Annotated in this window: 17 protein-coding genes; 7 read left to right on the forward strand and 10 right to left on the reverse strand. The window is 55.0% G+C overall.

What is annotated here, in order from left to right; translation table 11 throughout:
* The first annotated feature begins 38 nt into the window (after positions 1-38).
* The 6 genes from RC74_RS12875 to RC74_RS12900 all read left to right on the forward strand — a co-directional run bounded on the left by RC74_RS12875 (position 39) and on the right by RC74_RS12900 (position 6,180).
* A complete protein-coding gene (locus tag RC74_RS12875) occupies positions 39-1,079 on the forward strand; it encodes an amino acid ABC transporter substrate-binding protein (protein ID WP_039003887.1) in 1,041 nt (346 codons plus the stop codon).
* Positions 1,080-1,178: 99 nt separating this feature from the next.
* Positions 1,179-2,396: an amino acid ABC transporter permease gene (locus RC74_RS12880; protein WP_039003886.1), complete on the forward strand. Its 1,218-nt coding sequence runs from the start codon at positions 1,179-1,181 to the stop codon at positions 2,394-2,396.
* A gap of 1 nt (position 2,397) precedes the next feature.
* Positions 2,398-3,726: an amino acid ABC transporter permease gene (locus RC74_RS12885; protein ID WP_052275062.1), complete on the forward strand. Its 1,329-nt coding sequence runs from the start codon at positions 2,398-2,400 to the stop codon at positions 3,724-3,726.
* A gap of 22 nt (positions 3,727-3,748) precedes the next feature.
* Positions 3,749-4,525, forward strand: a complete 777-nt coding sequence (locus RC74_RS12890; protein ID WP_039003884.1) for an amino acid ABC transporter ATP-binding protein — start codon at positions 3,749-3,751, stop codon at positions 4,523-4,525.
* A gap of 39 nt (positions 4,526-4,564) precedes the next feature.
* The gene (locus RC74_RS12895) at positions 4,565-5,158 is read left to right on the forward strand and encodes a M15 family metallopeptidase (RefSeq protein WP_052275061.1); all 594 of its coding nucleotides are present in this window, start codon (positions 4,565-4,567) and stop codon (positions 5,156-5,158) included.
* Between the two features lie 89 nt (positions 5,159-5,247).
* Positions 5,248-6,180 (forward strand): CehA/McbA family metallohydrolase, encoded by a 933-nt coding sequence (locus tag RC74_RS12900; protein ID WP_039003883.1) that lies wholly within the window; start codon positions 5,248-5,250, stop codon positions 6,178-6,180.
* Between the two features lie 56 nt (positions 6,181-6,236).
* Here RC74_RS12900 and RC74_RS12905 read toward each other — a convergent pair whose 3' ends face one another.
* From RC74_RS12905 to RC74_RS12950, 10 genes are all read right to left on the reverse strand, one after another.
* On the reverse strand, positions 6,237-6,587 hold the full coding sequence (locus tag RC74_RS12905; protein ID WP_039003882.1) for a RidA family protein: 351 nt from the start codon (positions 6,585-6,587) through the stop codon (positions 6,237-6,239).
* A gap of 13 nt (positions 6,588-6,600) precedes the next feature.
* Entirely contained in the window at positions 6,601-7,704 is a 1,104-nt protein-coding gene (locus tag RC74_RS12910; RefSeq protein ID WP_039003881.1) for an NAD(P)/FAD-dependent oxidoreductase, read from the reverse strand.
* The gene (locus tag RC74_RS12915; RefSeq protein WP_039003880.1) at positions 7,701-8,723 is read right to left on the reverse strand and encodes a histone deacetylase family protein; all 1,023 of its coding nucleotides are present in this window, start codon (positions 8,721-8,723) and stop codon (positions 7,701-7,703) included. Before RC74_RS12915 ends, RC74_RS12910 begins: the two co-directional genes overlap by 4 nt.
* A 90-nt stretch (positions 8,724-8,813) precedes the next feature.
* Positions 8,814-9,740 carry a 3,5-dioxohexanoate:acetyl-CoA acetone transferase gene (gene kce, locus RC74_RS12920; protein ID WP_039003879.1) on the reverse strand — a complete coding sequence of 309 codons (927 nt, stop codon included), beginning with the start codon at positions 9,738-9,740 and terminating at the stop codon, positions 8,814-8,816.
* 12 nt (positions 9,741-9,752) lie between these two features.
* A complete protein-coding gene (locus tag RC74_RS12925; protein WP_039003878.1) occupies positions 9,753-11,093 on the reverse strand; it encodes an aminotransferase family protein in 1,341 nt (446 codons plus the stop codon).
* A 13-nt stretch (positions 11,094-11,106) separates the two neighbouring features.
* Positions 11,107-11,868, reverse strand: coding sequence for an amino acid ABC transporter ATP-binding protein (locus tag RC74_RS12930; protein ID WP_039003876.1), 762 nt, complete (start codon positions 11,866-11,868; stop codon positions 11,107-11,109).
* A 14-nt stretch (positions 11,869-11,882) separates the two neighbouring features.
* Complete coding sequence (locus tag RC74_RS12935) at positions 11,883-12,539, reverse strand: amino acid ABC transporter permease (RefSeq protein WP_039003875.1); 657 nt, start codon at positions 12,537-12,539, stop codon at positions 11,883-11,885.
* 30 nt (positions 12,540-12,569) lie between these two features.
* Positions 12,570-13,217, reverse strand: coding sequence for an amino acid ABC transporter permease (locus tag RC74_RS12940; protein WP_039003874.1), 648 nt, complete (start codon positions 13,215-13,217; stop codon positions 12,570-12,572).
* A gap of 17 nt (positions 13,218-13,234) precedes the next feature.
* Entirely contained in the window at positions 13,235-14,026 is a 792-nt protein-coding gene (locus tag RC74_RS12945; RefSeq protein WP_039003873.1) for a creatininase family protein, read from the reverse strand.
* A gap of 69 nt (positions 14,027-14,095) precedes the next feature.
* Positions 14,096-14,884, reverse strand: a complete 789-nt coding sequence (locus tag RC74_RS12950) for a transporter substrate-binding domain-containing protein (protein WP_236939921.1) — start codon at positions 14,882-14,884, stop codon at positions 14,096-14,098.
* Between the two features lie 140 nt (positions 14,885-15,024).
* On the opposite strand from RC74_RS12950, the gene RC74_RS12955 reads away from it, so the two are divergent.
* On the forward strand, positions 15,025-15,984 hold the full coding sequence (locus tag RC74_RS12955) for a LysR family transcriptional regulator (protein ID WP_039003954.1): 960 nt from the start codon (positions 15,025-15,027) through the stop codon (positions 15,982-15,984).
* The last annotated feature ends 149 nt before the right edge of the window (positions 15,985-16,133 follow it).

A 16,133-nucleotide genomic window follows, 5' to 3' on the forward strand; every position in this document is an offset into this window, starting at 1 on the left:
ACAGTCCAACAAAACGCAACCAACTCGGAGAATACGGAATGAAACGAAAATCTCAAATTGTGACGCTTGCAGCTCTAAGCACAGTTGCCGTCATGGGCGCTTCTGTTGCCTCGGCTGAGAGCACTTTGGAAATTGTCAAAGAACGCGGAAATCTGCGTTGCCAGGTTGGGCCGCCTTCGGCAGGGTATTATAACCTCGACAGTGAAGGCGTTTGGTACGGGCTTGACGTTGCGATGTGCAAAGCCGTTGCTGCCGCCGTATTCGGCGATGCCACAAAAGTGGAAATTCAATCTGTGTCGAGCCAAGCGCGGTTTACCGCTTTGGCAAATGGCGAAAGCGATATGTTGTCGCGCACGGCAACATGGACACTGTCGCGTGACACCCAGTTGGGCATCGATTTTCTGCCGCCCAACTTCTATGATGGACAAGGCTTTACCGTTCGTCGCGATAGCGGCATTACCAGCGCGCTGGAGCTGAAAGGCGCCAAGGTTTGCGTGACCACCGGTACCACTAACGAGTTGAATTTAACGGACTTCAGCCGCACCAACGATCTTGGCATTTCAAATGTTACCTTTGAAGACTTCAACGTTCGCGACGATACTTATCTGAATGGTGGGTGTGATGCGGTGACGGGTGACAAATCCTCGATGGCAGGCAATATCGCGTCTTTCCCAGTGCCTTCTGATCACATGATCTTGCCTGAAACCCTGTCAAAAGAACCGCTCGCTCCTGCAGTACGTCATGGCGACAACCAATGGGCCGATATCGTGCGCTGGAGCGTTTTCGCGCTGATCAACGCCGAAGAATTGGGCATTACCCAAGCTAACGTCGATGAGATGCTGGCGACCTCGACAGACCCAAATGTTCTTCGCATGCTGGGAGCCGAAGGCAACCTGAACGAAGGGTTGGGACTAGAGCCTGATTGGGCTTACAACATCATCAAACAGGTCGGCAATTACGGCGAACTTTATGAGGCCTACATGGGCGGCGGCGAGCTGGGCATCGGGATCGACCGTGCCGGTACGCTGAACGCGCTTTGGACTGATGGCGGGTTAATGTATTCGCCCCCCATGCGCTAATAAATAGAGGGGGACGCCGGTGGATTTCATCGGCGTCCCCTCCTTCTTCCATACCCACTTCCGACAAAAATAATTGCAGATATCGTAACGGGGACACAAATGAACAACGCCGCACCAAAGACGGGTTTAAAGCGCGCCAAGCCGAAAGAGACCTTCGACTTTTTCCACGACGCACGCGTTCGTTCGGTATTCTACCAACTTATTACCGCCGGGTTGTTTGGCTTGTTGATGTGGTATCTGGTCACGAACACCTCCCAAAACCTTCAAGCGCGCGGCATGAGCACGGGCTTTGGTTTTTTGAACACGACGGCCGGTTTTGACATTGATTTCAAGCTGATAGATTATACCCCCGGCAAGGGAACTTACGGTCGGATCTTTGTGATCGGGGCGCTCAATACCTTGCTCGTATCCTTTATGGCAATCATTCTCAGTACCGCATTAGGGTTTTTGGTGGGCGTTTTGCGGCTGTCAAATAACTGGCTGGTGTCAAAGGTTGCCCTGTCATTTGTTGAAATCTTCCGTAACACGCCGCTGCTGATCCAAATCGTATTTTGGTATATTGGCGTGTTTGCTGTGTTACCGGCGGTCAAGATGACGATTGACCTTTCATTGGGTGCCAAGATGCTGCTCCTGAACAATCGTGGTCTTTATATGGCGACGCCGATTATGGGCGGGTTGTTCTGGATGACCCTTGTTGCACTCGGCGTTGCGCTTGCGGGCGTATATTTATTGCGACGGCGTGCGCGCAAATTGCAAGAGAGCAGCGGCAAGCAAACCAAAACGCTTATTCCTTCGCTTGGATTGTTGGTTTTGCTGCCGAGTGCCGTTTTCATCCTTACGGGCAGACCACTTAGCTGGGACATGCCAACGCTTCAGGGCTTCAATTTTGCTGGCGGAACCAGCTTGCCTCCCGCCTTTCTCGCGTTGATTGTGTCGCTGAGCATTTATCACGCGGCGCAAATCGCCGAGGCCGTAAGGGCCGGTATCTTGTCAGTGAGTAAGGGGCAGAAGGAAGCGGCCCTTTCGATTGGCCTAAAACCTGCTCGGGTTATGGCCATGGTTGTCATCCCACAAGCGATGCCCGCAATTGTGCCACCCATGATTTCGCAATGGATGACCACGGTGAAAAATTCATCGTTGGCCATCGCCATTGGCTATGCCGATATCGTCTCCCTCTTTATGCAAACCACGCTGAACCAAATTGGCCATGCCGTGGAATTGGTCGGGATGACGATGGCGTTCTATATGGTCATCAGCCTGTCGATTTCCGGTCTTCTGAACATCTACAACAAACGTGTACAGCTGGTGGAGCGTTGATATGGCTATAATCACCCCGATAAAAACGCCAGACAGAGCCGCCCCTCTTGCCGAACGCTCAATCATCGGCTGGATGCACAAAAACCTGTTCAGTTCTTGGTTCAATGCGATCCTGACTGTGGTCACGGCCTACCTTGTTTACATCACGGTCACGGGCCTCTGGGCGTGGGGCGTGACGGACGCGACATTTATCGCGGACAGTCGGCGCGAGTGCTTTGAAAATAGCCTATCAGGCGCTTGCTGGGCGGGAGTTATCGACTGGTTCGACAACATCTTTTACGGTCGCTACCCGCGGGAACAGATTTGGCGGATCAATCTCGGAGCAGTTTTGCTTGTCCTGTGGATGGCCCCGTTATGGATGAGCCGTGTCAAAGGCAAAGTCTTGATCGGCGCCGGAGTGGTTGTGTTTTACCCCTTCCTAGCGGGCTACTTGTTTGCGGGCGGCGAAAAAGGCCTGCTGACCCAGCTCATGGTGAGTGGCGCTATCGTTGCGCTGATCGCGAATACTTCGAACATGCTCATAGGGATAACGACACGCGCCTCCCTAAAAGAGTTTCTTTTGCAGGTTCTCGGAAAGGCCCAAGCGTCAGGCCGTACTCAGCGTAATGTGTTGCTTGCCATCGTTCTGTTTGTCTTTGTTGCGGTGTTTCTCTGGCAAATGCAATGGACGGCTGAAGCGGTCAGTTGGACCCAATGGGGTGGGCTATTCCTAACTATGGTGATTGCGGGAATCGGGATCGCGTCGTCCTTGCCCGGAGGGATACTGCTCGCGCTGGGACGTCGCAGCAAACTAACGGTGGTCCGTGTCCTTTGCACGGGTTTCATCGAAGTCTTTCGCTCTGTGCCGCTGATAACCGTGTTGTTTATGGCCACCACCATGTTCCCGCTGTTCATGCCAGAAGGTTTTGTCCTGAATAAACTGGTGCAAGTTATCATCGCGGTTGTTCTGTTTAACGCCTGTTATATGGCCGAAACAGTTCGCGCTGGGCTTCAGGCAATCCCGAGAGGCCAATACGAGGCGGCTCATACCATCGGGCTTGGCTATTGGCGCACAACTGGGCTGGTCATCATGCCGCAAGCGCTCAAGTATATGATCCCCAACATCGTTGGTACCTTTATCAGTTTGTTAAAAGACACCACGCTGGTGTCGATCATCGGATTGTTCGACATCCTTGGGATGCTGCGGTCCATCAGCAAGGACATACCGTGGCTGGGCCTTCACAAAGAACCCCTGATTTTTGGGGCGATGTTGTTCTTCGTTCTGTGCTTCTCGATGTCAAAATATAGCCGCCATCTGGAAACGAAACTCTCAGCCGGTGACCAGCATTGATCCGCGCGCTAAGGAAAATCCCATGACAAACAAACTTTCTCAGGCGCACCTTAAGTCGGCCGCCTCGACCGAAGTCATCATCGAAATCGAAAAGATGAATAAATGGTACGGCGCGTTTCATGTTCTCAAGGATATCGATTTGACGGTGCACAAGGGCGAGAGGATCGTCGTTTGTGGCCCCTCGGGGTCCGGTAAATCGACGCTTATTCGATGCATCAATGCGCTCGAAGAGCACCAAGAAGGCGACATCATCGTTGATGGGATCAAACTAGGTAAGAACTTGAAAAACCTTGAACATATCCGCACAGAGGTCGGTATGGTGTTCCAGAACTTCAACCTGTTTCCGCATATGAGCATTCTGGAAAACCTAACCCTTGGGCCGATCTGGACTCGCAAAATGAGCAAATCTGAAGCGATTGAAACCGCGATGACTTATTTGGAGAGGGTTAAAATCCCCGAACAAGCGGATAAATACCCCGGCCAGCTGTCCGGTGGACAACAGCAACGCGTCGCGATTGCTCGCAGCCTGTGCATGAATCCAAAGATTATGCTGTTTGACGAACCGACCTCGGCGTTGGATCCGGAAATGATCAAAGAGGTGCTCGATGTGATGGTCGACCTTGCCGATACCGGCATGACGATGATCGTGGTCACACATGAAATGGGCTTTGCGCGGACAATCGCAGACGAAGTGATTTTCATGGACGCAGGCGACATTGTCGAACGCAACAACCCCGAGGCGTTTTTTGAAAATCCCGAACATGAACGCACACAGCAATTTCTGAGCCAGATTTTGTAGCTATTTTACGACTAGATGCGGACCAAAGGATCTAACAATATGATCACAGTAACTGAATGCGAAAACCCCGTTGATTTGGTGACATTTGTCGAGACGGACCGCTTGTTCCTAAATCCATTGGAAACGGATGATTGGCGCATAAGACGCGTTGTTCACGACAAAGTCGTCGCTTGCTCGGAAGCCTTGCCGGACGGGCTGTGCCTCATGGTGTTTGACGCCTTCCGCACCCGCACCCGACAGTGGGAATTGTGGAAGCCGGTTCTTGCCAACATTACCCAAAACAACCCCGACTGGAGCGATGCACAGATATATACCGAGGCTGCACGTTGGGTTTCTCCACCCGATGGTTTTGGCAGTGGGCATCAAGCAGGAGCGGCCGTTGACGTAAAACTGGCGCGTGCAGATCGCACAGAATTGGAGTTTGGCGGTGCCATGAAGGGGCTCTCGGGGGTGGCTCCGACCAACTGGCCGGTTTCGTCTGAGCTCCGTAAAAACCGCGACATGCTTGTTGCGGCGATGGAGGCCACGGGAATGGTGAATTATCCTGATGAATGGTGGCATTTCTCTTATGGCGACCGGTTATGGGCGGAAGTAACCAACCGCACAGAGGCCTTTTTCGCACCGATAGAATAACGGATATTTTTTGGTTCAATCCTCCGCTTGAAGGGGGATAGTCCTTTCCCATCCGCGTTGACCACAAATAGACTTTGAAAGCCAAAATCATGCAAACTAGCTTTTTCACAACGCCCGGTCGGTTCCTTCGCGGGAACTTACACACCCATTCCACCGGATCAGATGGCATTCTTTCTCCTCAGGAGGTCTGCCGAAGATATCAGGCGCAAGGTTATGATTTCATCGCCTTGACGGACCATTTCGTTGGACTGTTTGACTATCCGATCACGGACACCACAGAGTGTCGCAACGCCGATTTCACGACTCTTATTGGGGCAGAGATGCACACCGGTACGATGGAAAACGGCAACCTGTGGCACCTGTTGGGCATCGGTCTTCCCGCTGATTTTACCGCGCCACATGCACCGCACTTTCAATCGGTCGATGGGTCTGAATCCGCAGCAAGCATCGCGCAGCGCGCGAGAGATGCGGGCGCATTCGTGGCCATTGCACATCCGCATTGGTCGGGAATGTCAGAGGCCGATGCGCGCTCGATCACGGCGGCGCATGCCGTCGAAGCCTATAATTACGGGTGCGTTGTCGATAATGATCGCGGCGAGGGGTTCTTGATTTTGGAACATCTTTTGAACCAAGGACGTCGCCTTAATCTGATTGCCGCTGATGACGCCCATTTCAACACACCGGACCATTTTGGCGGCTGGGTCATGGTCAAGGCGGAGGAAAACACGCCCGAAGCGCTTTTGACATCCCTGAAGGCGGGCGCATATTATTCCAGCACGGGGCCCGAAATTCACGATATACGCTTCATTGAAGGTGGTGTCGAAGTCGATTGCTCTGCGGCAGCGACGATCGTTATTCAAGGAAAAGGCACGTCAACGGCAACCCTGCATGGTCATAAAATGACTGGCGAAACCCTGTCATTGAGCCGCTTGAAAGATTCACCGTGGGTTCGCGTCACGGTTGTCGATGAAAACGGAAAGCGTGCTTGGTCTAATCCGATTTGGCTCGATGGGGCTGCCTGACTTTAAGGGCAACGGCGTCTCCTCCACGTGAGACGCCGTTGCCTTCGGGTGTGCTCTTAGTTTTGTGCGGCCGTGACGATGAATTCGACCAAATGGTCTGGCGTCGCCAACTTCGCTTCGCCAGTGGCGCGGGCAGGTGTATGCCCTTCTGGCACCCAAGTATCCCAAACCGCATTCATCGCGGCGAAATCGGACATGTCTGCCAACCAGATGACAACCTGAAGCATGCGGGTCTTATCGGAACCCGCTTCGGCCAAAAGCGTGTCGATTTGCTCGAGACAGGATTTTGTCTGTTGGGCGACGTCGTCTGTTGGTTTTCCGACCTGACCAGCCAAATAAACTGTGCCGTTATGGGTAACGATTTGGCTCATTCTTGGGCCGACATGGTGGCGTGTAATCGTGCTCATTCTAATAGTTCCTTTATGTTGTCCGGAATCGGTCCGGGGAGAGGGCGTCGAGGATATTATCGTCCATTGGCGACCGAAGTTCTAGGCATTGTGCGGCGCAAATTGTAGCAAGTGCGGGGGCCGTTTGAACGCCGTATCCGCCTTGCCCCGCGAGCCAGAAAAAGCCCTCCGCTGTGGGATCAAAGCCGACAACGGGGGTTCGGTCGGCCACGAAGTTGCGCAGGCCCGCCCAGCTATGAGTAGGGCGTGTGATGGGAATGGTGACGGCCTGCTCAAATCGGTCCAAGCCTTCGGCAAGCACCATGTCATCGGGCCACGCGTCGTGTGGTTCTACGGGGTCTTCATCGGCTGGTGAAACAAACAAACACCCCGCGTCGGGCTTGGCATACCAGCTTTCGGATGCCGATGCGAACAGGGGCCAGTTGTCGATTTTGTGCCCGTCGGGCGCTTTTAACAAGACCGCAGAGCGGCGCATTGGCATCAACCCAATTGGGGCCAATCCCGCCATGCCCGCGACGATATCTGCCCATGCGCCTGCGGCGTTTATAACGATGGGCGCAGACCATGTGCCGTTGTGGGTCGTCACCTGCCAACTGCCCTTGCTGCGGGTGATGCCTGTTACGGGGGCGCCCGTCACGGTTTCGCCGCCGCGGTTACGCAACAGGCGCGCATAGCCTTGAAGCATGCGATCCACGTCAATATCCTGCGCGTCCCACTCGATAACCGCAGCCGCGATCCGTTCGGGTCTGAGAATGGGCACAAGGGCGACGGCCTCGGCGGCGGTCAAACGTTCAAGGCCCGTCGCTCCCTCGGAGTAGGCCTCCAGCACTGCGGTTTCGCTCTCTTGCGCGATAAGCATTTGGCCGCGTGGGGATAATAAGGAGGTGTCCCACATCTCGCTAGGCGTTTCCAGAACAGGAGCAGAAGCGGCATTCAACGCGCGCAAAACCGCGTTGCCATAGTTGCGGATAAAGATCGCCGCAGAGCGACCCGTGGAATGATAGCCAAGCTGTGGCTCGGCCTCAATCAACACAACACGCGCGTCTTTGGCCAACATCGCGGCCGCGCTGGCCCCGGCAATGCCGCCACCGATGACGATGATATCAGGCTGGGTCATTTGTTTTGAAATCCATTCAATATGCTCGTTAGGTTGTGGCCCAACTCGTCGCACAGATAGCCGCCCTCTTGAACAAAGAGCGTCGGGAGATTTAATTCTGCTAGCGCCGCGCCGATGCGTGCAAATCCGGGCGTCGTCACGGCGAACCCCTTGAAGGGATCACCGATATAGGTGTCCAGCCCAAGGGCGATAACCACCACATCTGCCCCAAAGGCGCGCACGCGGGTCAGCGCAGTTTCCAACGCCGCTAGGAATTCGTCGTCATTGGTGCCGCGCGCAAGGGGTATATTGAGGTTGTAGCCCATGCCCGCTCCCGCGCCGCGTTCGTGGGCATGGCCCCAGAAGAAGGGGTAAAATCGCGCGGGATCAGCGTGGGTCGATACGGTCAAAACATCATTACGCTCATAGAAAATACCCTGTGTGCCATTGCCGTGATGCACATCGATATCCAAAATCGCGGGTCGCATACCCCCAAGGCGCAAGCGTTCCGCCGCGATAGCCGAGTTGTTGAGAAAACAAAATCCGCCCGCGAGATCGCCAAAGGCATGGTGACCGGGGGGGCGCGAAAGCACATAGGCCGCGCGGGCACCGCCAAGCATCGCATCGGCCCCCGTCACTGCGGATTGGGCAGACCAATAAGCGGCCTCCCACGTTCCCGAAGCAATGGGGCAGGAGCCGTCAACCTGATGGAATCCGGACTGACCTTCGGCGGACTCAGGATAGCTGTCGGAGCGGTTAGCGGGGTGGATTTTGGGGATCACCTCGTCGCCTGCGCCGTCAATCTTCTGCCAGCGGTCATAGATGGTTTGCAAGAAGCTCAGGTATTCGGGCGAATGAATTGCCGCAATCGGGCCGAGGCCTGCGTCCTTTGGGGCCTCGAAATCGCAGCCTGCGGCTTGGGCGCCTGCGTGCAGAACTTTGATCCGCTCAGGTTGTTCGGGGTTGGGCGATAGCTTGCCGTTGAGCAGGAAATGCTTTGGATCATGTTTCCATTGGCGCTCGTCAAAGATGGCTTTCATGTCTCGCCTTTCTGGGCGTTTGCCCGAAGTCGTCCAAAATTATTGTTTTCGCGCGTTGCCGCCGATTTTTCGCCAGCGGAGCAGAAGAGCCTAAATGGCCGTTCTATCGCTGCCCTTGAGGGCGAGCATTGCGCGCGCCTCGGTTGGGGTGGCGACCTCGCGCCCAAGGTCTTCGACGATGCGGCGGATTTTGCTCACTTGTTCGGCATTGGTTTTAGCCAGTTTGCCGCGCGAAATCATTAGGCTGTCCTCAAGTCCGACGCGTACATGCCCGCCCATCGCCGCCGACATGGTAATCAGGGGCATTTGGTGCCGTCCGGCGGCCAGCACTGAAAAGGTGTAAGTGTCGCCAAACAGTTTGTCGGCAATCCGCTTCATATGGATCAGGTTTTCGGGGTCAGCACCAATTCCACCCAAAACGCCGAACACGAATTGGATGAATAACGGCGCCTTGACCAATCCACGGTCGACAAAGTGGCGCAGCATGTACAAATGGCTGACGTCATAGCATTCAAACTCAAACTGCGCGCCGCGTTCTTGGCCCATTACCGTTAGGACGTGGGCAATGTCACGCGGCGTATTTTTGAACACCAGATCGTCGGAGTCCTCCAAAAAGGGCTTTTCCCAAGCAAACTTCCAGTCGGTGATCCGCGCGGCGGCGGGATACAACGCGAAATTCATCGAGCCCATGTTGAGCGAACACATCTCTGGTTCTGCATCAAGGGGGGCAGCGAGGCGTTCATCCAGCGTCATATTCGCATTGCCACCGGTCGTGATGTTCAAAACCGCGTCGCAGTTTTGCTTGAGGCGGGTCAGAAATGGGCGAAAATGTGCGGGCTGTGCAGACGGGCGCCCGTCTTCTGGGTCGCGGGCATGAAGGTGCAAAATCGCAGCCCCTGCCTCGGCCGCCCCCATTGAATGTTCGGTGATCTCGTCAGCCGTGATTGGCAGATAGGGTGACATGGAAGGCGTGTGGATGGAGCCCGTGATGGCACAGGTGATAATGATTTTCGACATTTGGACTTTCCTTTATGACGTTGGATCGACTGAATGGGGCATCTCTGCCATCAACTGTTGCATCGATTGATCCAGTATATCGGTAATTTCATCGAGTTGCGGTTCGGTCACGATCATTGGGGGGCAGACAAGGAAATGATCGCCCGCAATACCGCCACGGGTGCGGCGGGAATAGATGATCAATCCGTTGTCATAGGCGATATCTACCAGTCGGCTGTGGGCATTAAATGCGGCGGGCAGGGGCTCTTTGGTGGCGCGATCCGCCATCAGTTCGAACGCCAGCAGCAATCCTTTTCCGCGCACATCGCCAATGACGGGATAGCGCTGCATTATAGCCTCTAAGCGGGTTTTAAGTGCGTCGCCCATTTGGGCCGCATTCTCGGTCAAGCTGTGCTGTTCGATTTCGTTCAAAACGGCCAGTCCTGCGGCGCAGGCCAAGGGGTTTCCGGCGTAGGTATAGCCGTGGATAAAACCGTCGCCATTCATCACCGCCTCAACGATGTCATTGCGCGCGATCATCGCGCCAAGGGGCACGTATCCCGCGCCAAATCCTTTGGAGAGGGCAATGATATCGGGCGTTACGTCCCAGTGATCCGCGCCAAAAAATCGCCCCGTGCGCCCGCCGCCCGTCATCACTTCGTCGTGGATGAGCAAGACGCCGTATTGGTCGCAAATCTGACGGATGCGCTGCATATAACCCGCAGGTGGCACCAAGGCACCCGTTGACGCGCCACCGATGGGTTCGACGATAAAGGCAAGAATTGTCGCGGGGCCTTCCTCAAGGATTTTGGCCTCCAACATATTGGCATAATGCAGCCCAGTTGCCGTATCCGTGGGATCGAGTCCGTCAAGATAGGCGCGGGGCGCGGGGATTTTCGGCATCGCATGCATCATTGGATCAAACGGCGCGGTCATGGGCGCATAGCCCGTAATCGCGAGCGCCCCAAGTGTGGACCCATGATAGCTCGGATAGCGCGAAATAACCTTTGTGCGCTGCGCCTGCCCTTGAGTGAGCGCATACTGGCGCGCCAGTTTCAGCGTGCTTTCTACAGCTTCTGAGCCGCCCGAAACAAAGAAAACTCGGTCCAGCCCTTTGGGCGTCAGGCTCGCAACCTTGTCGGCCAATGCTTCGCTGGCATCGGTTTGGAAATGCAGTCTGTAGCCGAACGTAGACTTGTCCATCTGCGCGCGCATCGCCGCAAGAACCGCAGGGTTTGAGTGCCCAATGTTGCTGACCATCGCGCCCGACGACCCATCGATATAACGCTTGCCAGAAGTGTCCCACATATAGATGCCTTCGGCGCGGGCGAGCGTGGGGCGGGGCGCTTTGGTCTGGTAGAACAGATTGCTCATGTGGGGCCTGCCTTCAACGACTAAGGTGTTTGCGGAGAAAATTGCGGGTGCGCTCATGTTCGGGGTTTTTAAAGATCACCGAGGGTGGACCTTCTTCGACCACCACACCCTGATCCATAAACAGTACACGATCACAAACCGAGGCCGCGAAATCCATCTCATGGGTCACGATGATCATGGTCATGTGTTCCTCGGCCAGTTGCTTCATCACCAGATTGACCTCTTCGACCAGTTCGGGATCAAGCGCCGAAGTCGCCTCGTCAAACAGCATCACCTTGGGTTCCATCGCCAACGCCCGCGCAATCGCCACGCGCTGTTTTTGACCGCCAGAAAGCCGTGAGGGGTATTCGTCTACCTTTTCCAGCAAGCCAACCTTGGCCAATTGTTCCTCGGCTAGTTTGTTGGCTGCATCCTCCGACAACCCTTTGAGCATGCGCGGCGCGAGCGTGATGTTGCCTCGCACAGTAAGGTGCGGGAACAGGTTGAAGTGTTGGAAAACCATGCCGATATTCTGGCGTACTTGATTGACGTGGGCCTCATATTGGCGATGGGGCAGCTTCTTGTTGATCTGTACATCCTCAAGCCAGACTTCGCCCGACGAGAGCGGATCAAGTTCGTTGATCGCGCGCAGCAACGTGGATTTCCCAGACCCCGAAGGACCGATAATGGCGACGATCTGGCCGCGCTCAACCGTGAGGTTGATATCCTTGAGCACCTCTAGTTTGCCGTAGCTTTTGGCCGCGTTTTTAATGGTGACGAAGGCTTGTTTGGTCATCGGACTCTCCTGTCTCAGCGCGAAGCGGCGATGCGGCGTTCAAGACGGCGCAATCCCGCCTCTAACGCGAGGTTAATAATGTAGTAGCAAAAAGCCGCTGCGAGGTAGAATTCGAACGGGCGGTAGGTGCGGCTGATGGCCTGTTGAGCCGCAAGCGTGAGTTCCATAACCCCAATCACTGACACCAGTGCCGAGTCCTTCAGAAGGGCGATCATGTTGTTGCCCATCGGCGGGATGACGGCGTGTACCGCTTGCGGAATCACGACACGGCGCAGGGTCTGGCCGCGCGATAGGCCAAGGGTGCGTGCGCCTTCATATTGGCCCTTGTCCACCGCGAGGATCGAAACCTGTATCAATTCGGAATTATAGACGGCAAAGTGCAGCCCCAACCCGATGACCCCAGCCAAGAAAGCGGGCAGGTCGATGCCGACCTGGATCAGGCCGAAATAGATCAAGAACAGTTGCAGCAAAAGTGGCGTGCCCATGAAGAGCCACACGAAGGCGCGGACGGGCAGGCGCAGGGTCCAATGGCTGTAGAGGGCGATAACGGCAAAAACGATGCCGCCGACAAAGCTGAGGATGCCCGCGCAAATGGTGATCGCGACGGTCCAACCAGCCCCCATTAGGAGCAAGCCGAAGTAGCTGGGTACGACTGAAAAATCAAGCCCCATGACGGCCTCCTGTTGTTGTGTTTACGCTACTCATACGATCTGCGCCCGACGGTCGAGCCAGTTGATGCCCTGACCGACCACATAGATAATCACCATATAAAGAAGGCCCGAAAGGAAAAACATCTCGAAGGGTTTGTAGGTGGAGCCTATAAAGCGTTGCGCCGTATATGTCAGTTCGATCACCGAAATGGGTGCAACCAGCGCGGTTCCCTTTATGAGCGCGTTGATGTTCACACCTAGTGGGCGGATCATCATCCGCGCGGCCTGTGGCAAGATGATTTTGCGCATCGTTTCGCTGCGGCTCATGCCCAAGGTGCGCGCGGCCTCGGTCTGGCCCTTGTCGACGGATACGATGGCGCCGCGGATGGTTTCGGTCATATAGGCGCCAATGTTGACTCCCAGAGCGATGGTTCCGGCCGCAAATGAGTCGAGCTGAATGCCGATCTGGGGGCCACCAAAATAGAGGATGAAAATTTGGATGAGGGCCGGTGTGCCGCGAAAAACGCTGACGTAGGCCGCCGCGATCCAACGTAGTACGGCCAGTCGCGATAGACGCGCTGCAGCGCCAAAGGCACCGCAGGTGAGGCCCAGAAGGGCTGTCAGGATTGAAAGTTCTATCGTTACCAACGCCGCTTCGAGGAAGAACGGGTAGACACGCAGGATGAGGTCGATGTCCAAATCTTTAGCCTTTCAACTCAGTGATGGTCTTGACGCGGCAGGATCGGCAACGCACGAATCTCGCGGATTAAGGCTGTGGTTTCCTCAATCGCCGCGTCCAGAAAACGCTTGCCGGTTTCGGCATCGGCGACGGTCGGGTCGCCCATGGTGCCGTCCGGCGACACTTCGGACCACCAGCGCATCAACATCGCCCCGCCACCACTTCCAGCAAGGTCAAGGTTGAAGAATTTGCTGTCGGGATTATGCAGGTTTTGCGGCACAGATTTCTCGATATGCACACGCTCCGGATGCAAATGCATGTACATCGCGGCCTCAAATTCACCCGCATGGGCAATTCCGCCAATTTCGGACTTGCGCACCTCGTTGATCCGCGCCGACATCAGGTTCCAGTAGGAAGCCGAGACACAGATAATCCCCGTATCGATCACCGTTTTGCGCGCGGCAAGGTCCAGAACCGAATGGTTCGAGCCATGCGAGTTTAGCAGCAGGATACGGCGAAACCCGTGATGGGCGAGCGATTTGGTGATGTCGCAAACGAAGGCGATCAGGGTTTCGGGCTGAATCCAGATAACACCGGGGAAATCTTTGTGATGCTCGTTAAACCCGTAAGCCACGGGCGGCATGACGAAAACCTCGTCCGGCGCGGCTTTGGCGACACCTTCTGCCACGGCCATGCCCAGCACCGTATCGGTATCAAGCGGCATGTGGGGGCCGTGATCCTCGGTGGCGGAGACATTCAGAATAACCACGCGATCCTTGTCGGCATCACGCACGTTTTCCCATGTCAAATGGCCGTAAGTCGTTGTCACGAAAGTAGTCCTCGAAGCAGGGAAAGAGGCCTGCCGGAATTGACCGGCAGGCTGGTTGATACTTTGAGTTTAGCGGATGTCGCCGCCGACCCATTCTTCGGCAATCGCGAGGTAAGTGCCATCTGCCATCATCTCGTCCAGCGCTTTTTGCATAGCGGCGGCGAGGTCTGGGTTGCCTTCACGGATCGCGATACCCGCGCCAATTGGCTCGGCGTCTGGATCGTTGATGGTTGCCAGATCATACTGACCGGCCTTCATAGCGAGCATAACTGGAATAGAGTCATTCACGATGGCGTCCACACGGCCATTGTCCAACTCAAGCAACAACTCTGGCAAGCCTTTGTAAGTGTTGATGTTGTAGCCTTGATCGCGGGCCCATTGCTCATGTGTCTCGCCGAGCGTTACGCCGACTTTCGCATCATCCAAGTCTGCGACAGTGGTGATGTCGGAACCTGATTTGGTAAAGATCGCCCGTTTGGTGCTGTAATATGGACCGACAAAATCGATCACTTTGTCGCGCTCTTCGGTGATCGACATGGAGCCGACGACTGCGTCGTATTTGCTGGCAAGAAGGCCGCCAATGATGCCATCCCATGCGGTTGTAATGATCTCAACTTCAAGCCCCATGCGCTTGGCGATTTCAGTGCCGATTGCGGGGTCAAAGCCAACCACTTCGTTCTGTTCGTTTACAAAGTTGAACGGTGGATACTGGCCGCTCATTGCAATCTTGAGCGTACCGCGTTCTTGAATATCGGCAAGTTCATCCGCGCTCGCTGCCAACGGCGCAAAGCTTAAACCCATCAGTGCGACTGATCCCATCAAGACGTTCCGGCGCAGAATGTTCAGTGTATTCATCATTCCTGTTCTCCCTGTTGTTTTTGTGCCTCTTGTTCCTGTGCCCGAGGGGCCGCAGTTGAAAGGCGTTATGAAACACAGGTTGCGCCGTACCGTCGCATAGAGCAAATAGATAATTCCAATTCCTAAAATAGATGGCTTCTATGATTAAATTAAATGCACAACGCTTTCCTTGGAACTTGGATTGGAATTTGCTGCGGACTTTCATGGTCGTCGTGGATGAGGGGGGAATCACACCTGCGGCGCATTTTTTGGGGTTAAAGCAGCCGACGATCAGTGCGGCACTGAAACGACTCGAGGATATTGTTGGGCGCAAACTGGTGAACCGCTCGCCCCGACATTTCAGCGTTACGCCTTTGGGCGAAGTCCTTTACGCGGAGGCCAGTTCGATTTTTGGCGCGGTTTCGCAGTTGCCGGATTTGATGAGCAGCCTTGATGATGAAGTGACGGGGCAGATTAGTATCGCGGTGGCAAGCCACGTTGTTTCCCCGCATTTTGACGCCGTTTTAGCGCGGTTTAACGAGCTTTATCCGCGTGTGAGCTATACGATTTCGACCATGGGCAGCGCCGATGTGATGACCCACCTTCAGCAAAATCGCGTCACTTTTGGCGTTTGCCTGTTTTATGAGCAGCCTGCGGGTCTGGAGGCGCGCCACCTCTATCGTGAGTATTTCGGATTGTTCTGTGGTCCGCGGCATCGACTCTATGGCCGCGACGATATCGACCCATCCGAGCTTAAAAACGAAGATGCGGTGTCTTTTCACACCGATGAAATCGACGGTCCCCTGTCTGGCGTTGCGCATCTGCGAAGGCGGTTGGGCATGCGCGCCGATCCCAAAGGGCTATCGTCCAACCTGCCAGAAGTCCGCCGTATGATCGTCGCCAATATCGGAATTGGAACCCTGCCAGTACATGTGGCCCGCAAGGATGTGGAATCAGGTCTGCTGTGGCAGGTTCCCCCGTTTAAATCGTTGCCCGCCGTGGATATTCATATGCTGACCAACGCCAAACGCAGCATGAATCGCGCAGAAAAGATCCTCCTTGAGATGATTAATGCCGAATTTGATTCCCTGCCGTTGGAAGACCGCACGTATAGCGCATAGTCATGTGTTGAAGAATGTAGCGTGCTTCAACACGCGCGCTGATGCTGTTTGGAATTTATGAAAAAACGTTGAAATGGTTTGGTTCTTCGGCCGCCATCGATGTGAAAAATGATGTCTTAGCCTCGCAGAGACGCGTTCAAATTGGTCAG

The organism is Falsihalocynthiibacter arcticus (assembly GCF_000812665.2).
Taxonomy (GTDB): domain Bacteria; phylum Pseudomonadota; class Alphaproteobacteria; order Rhodobacterales; family Rhodobacteraceae; genus Falsihalocynthiibacter; species Falsihalocynthiibacter arcticus.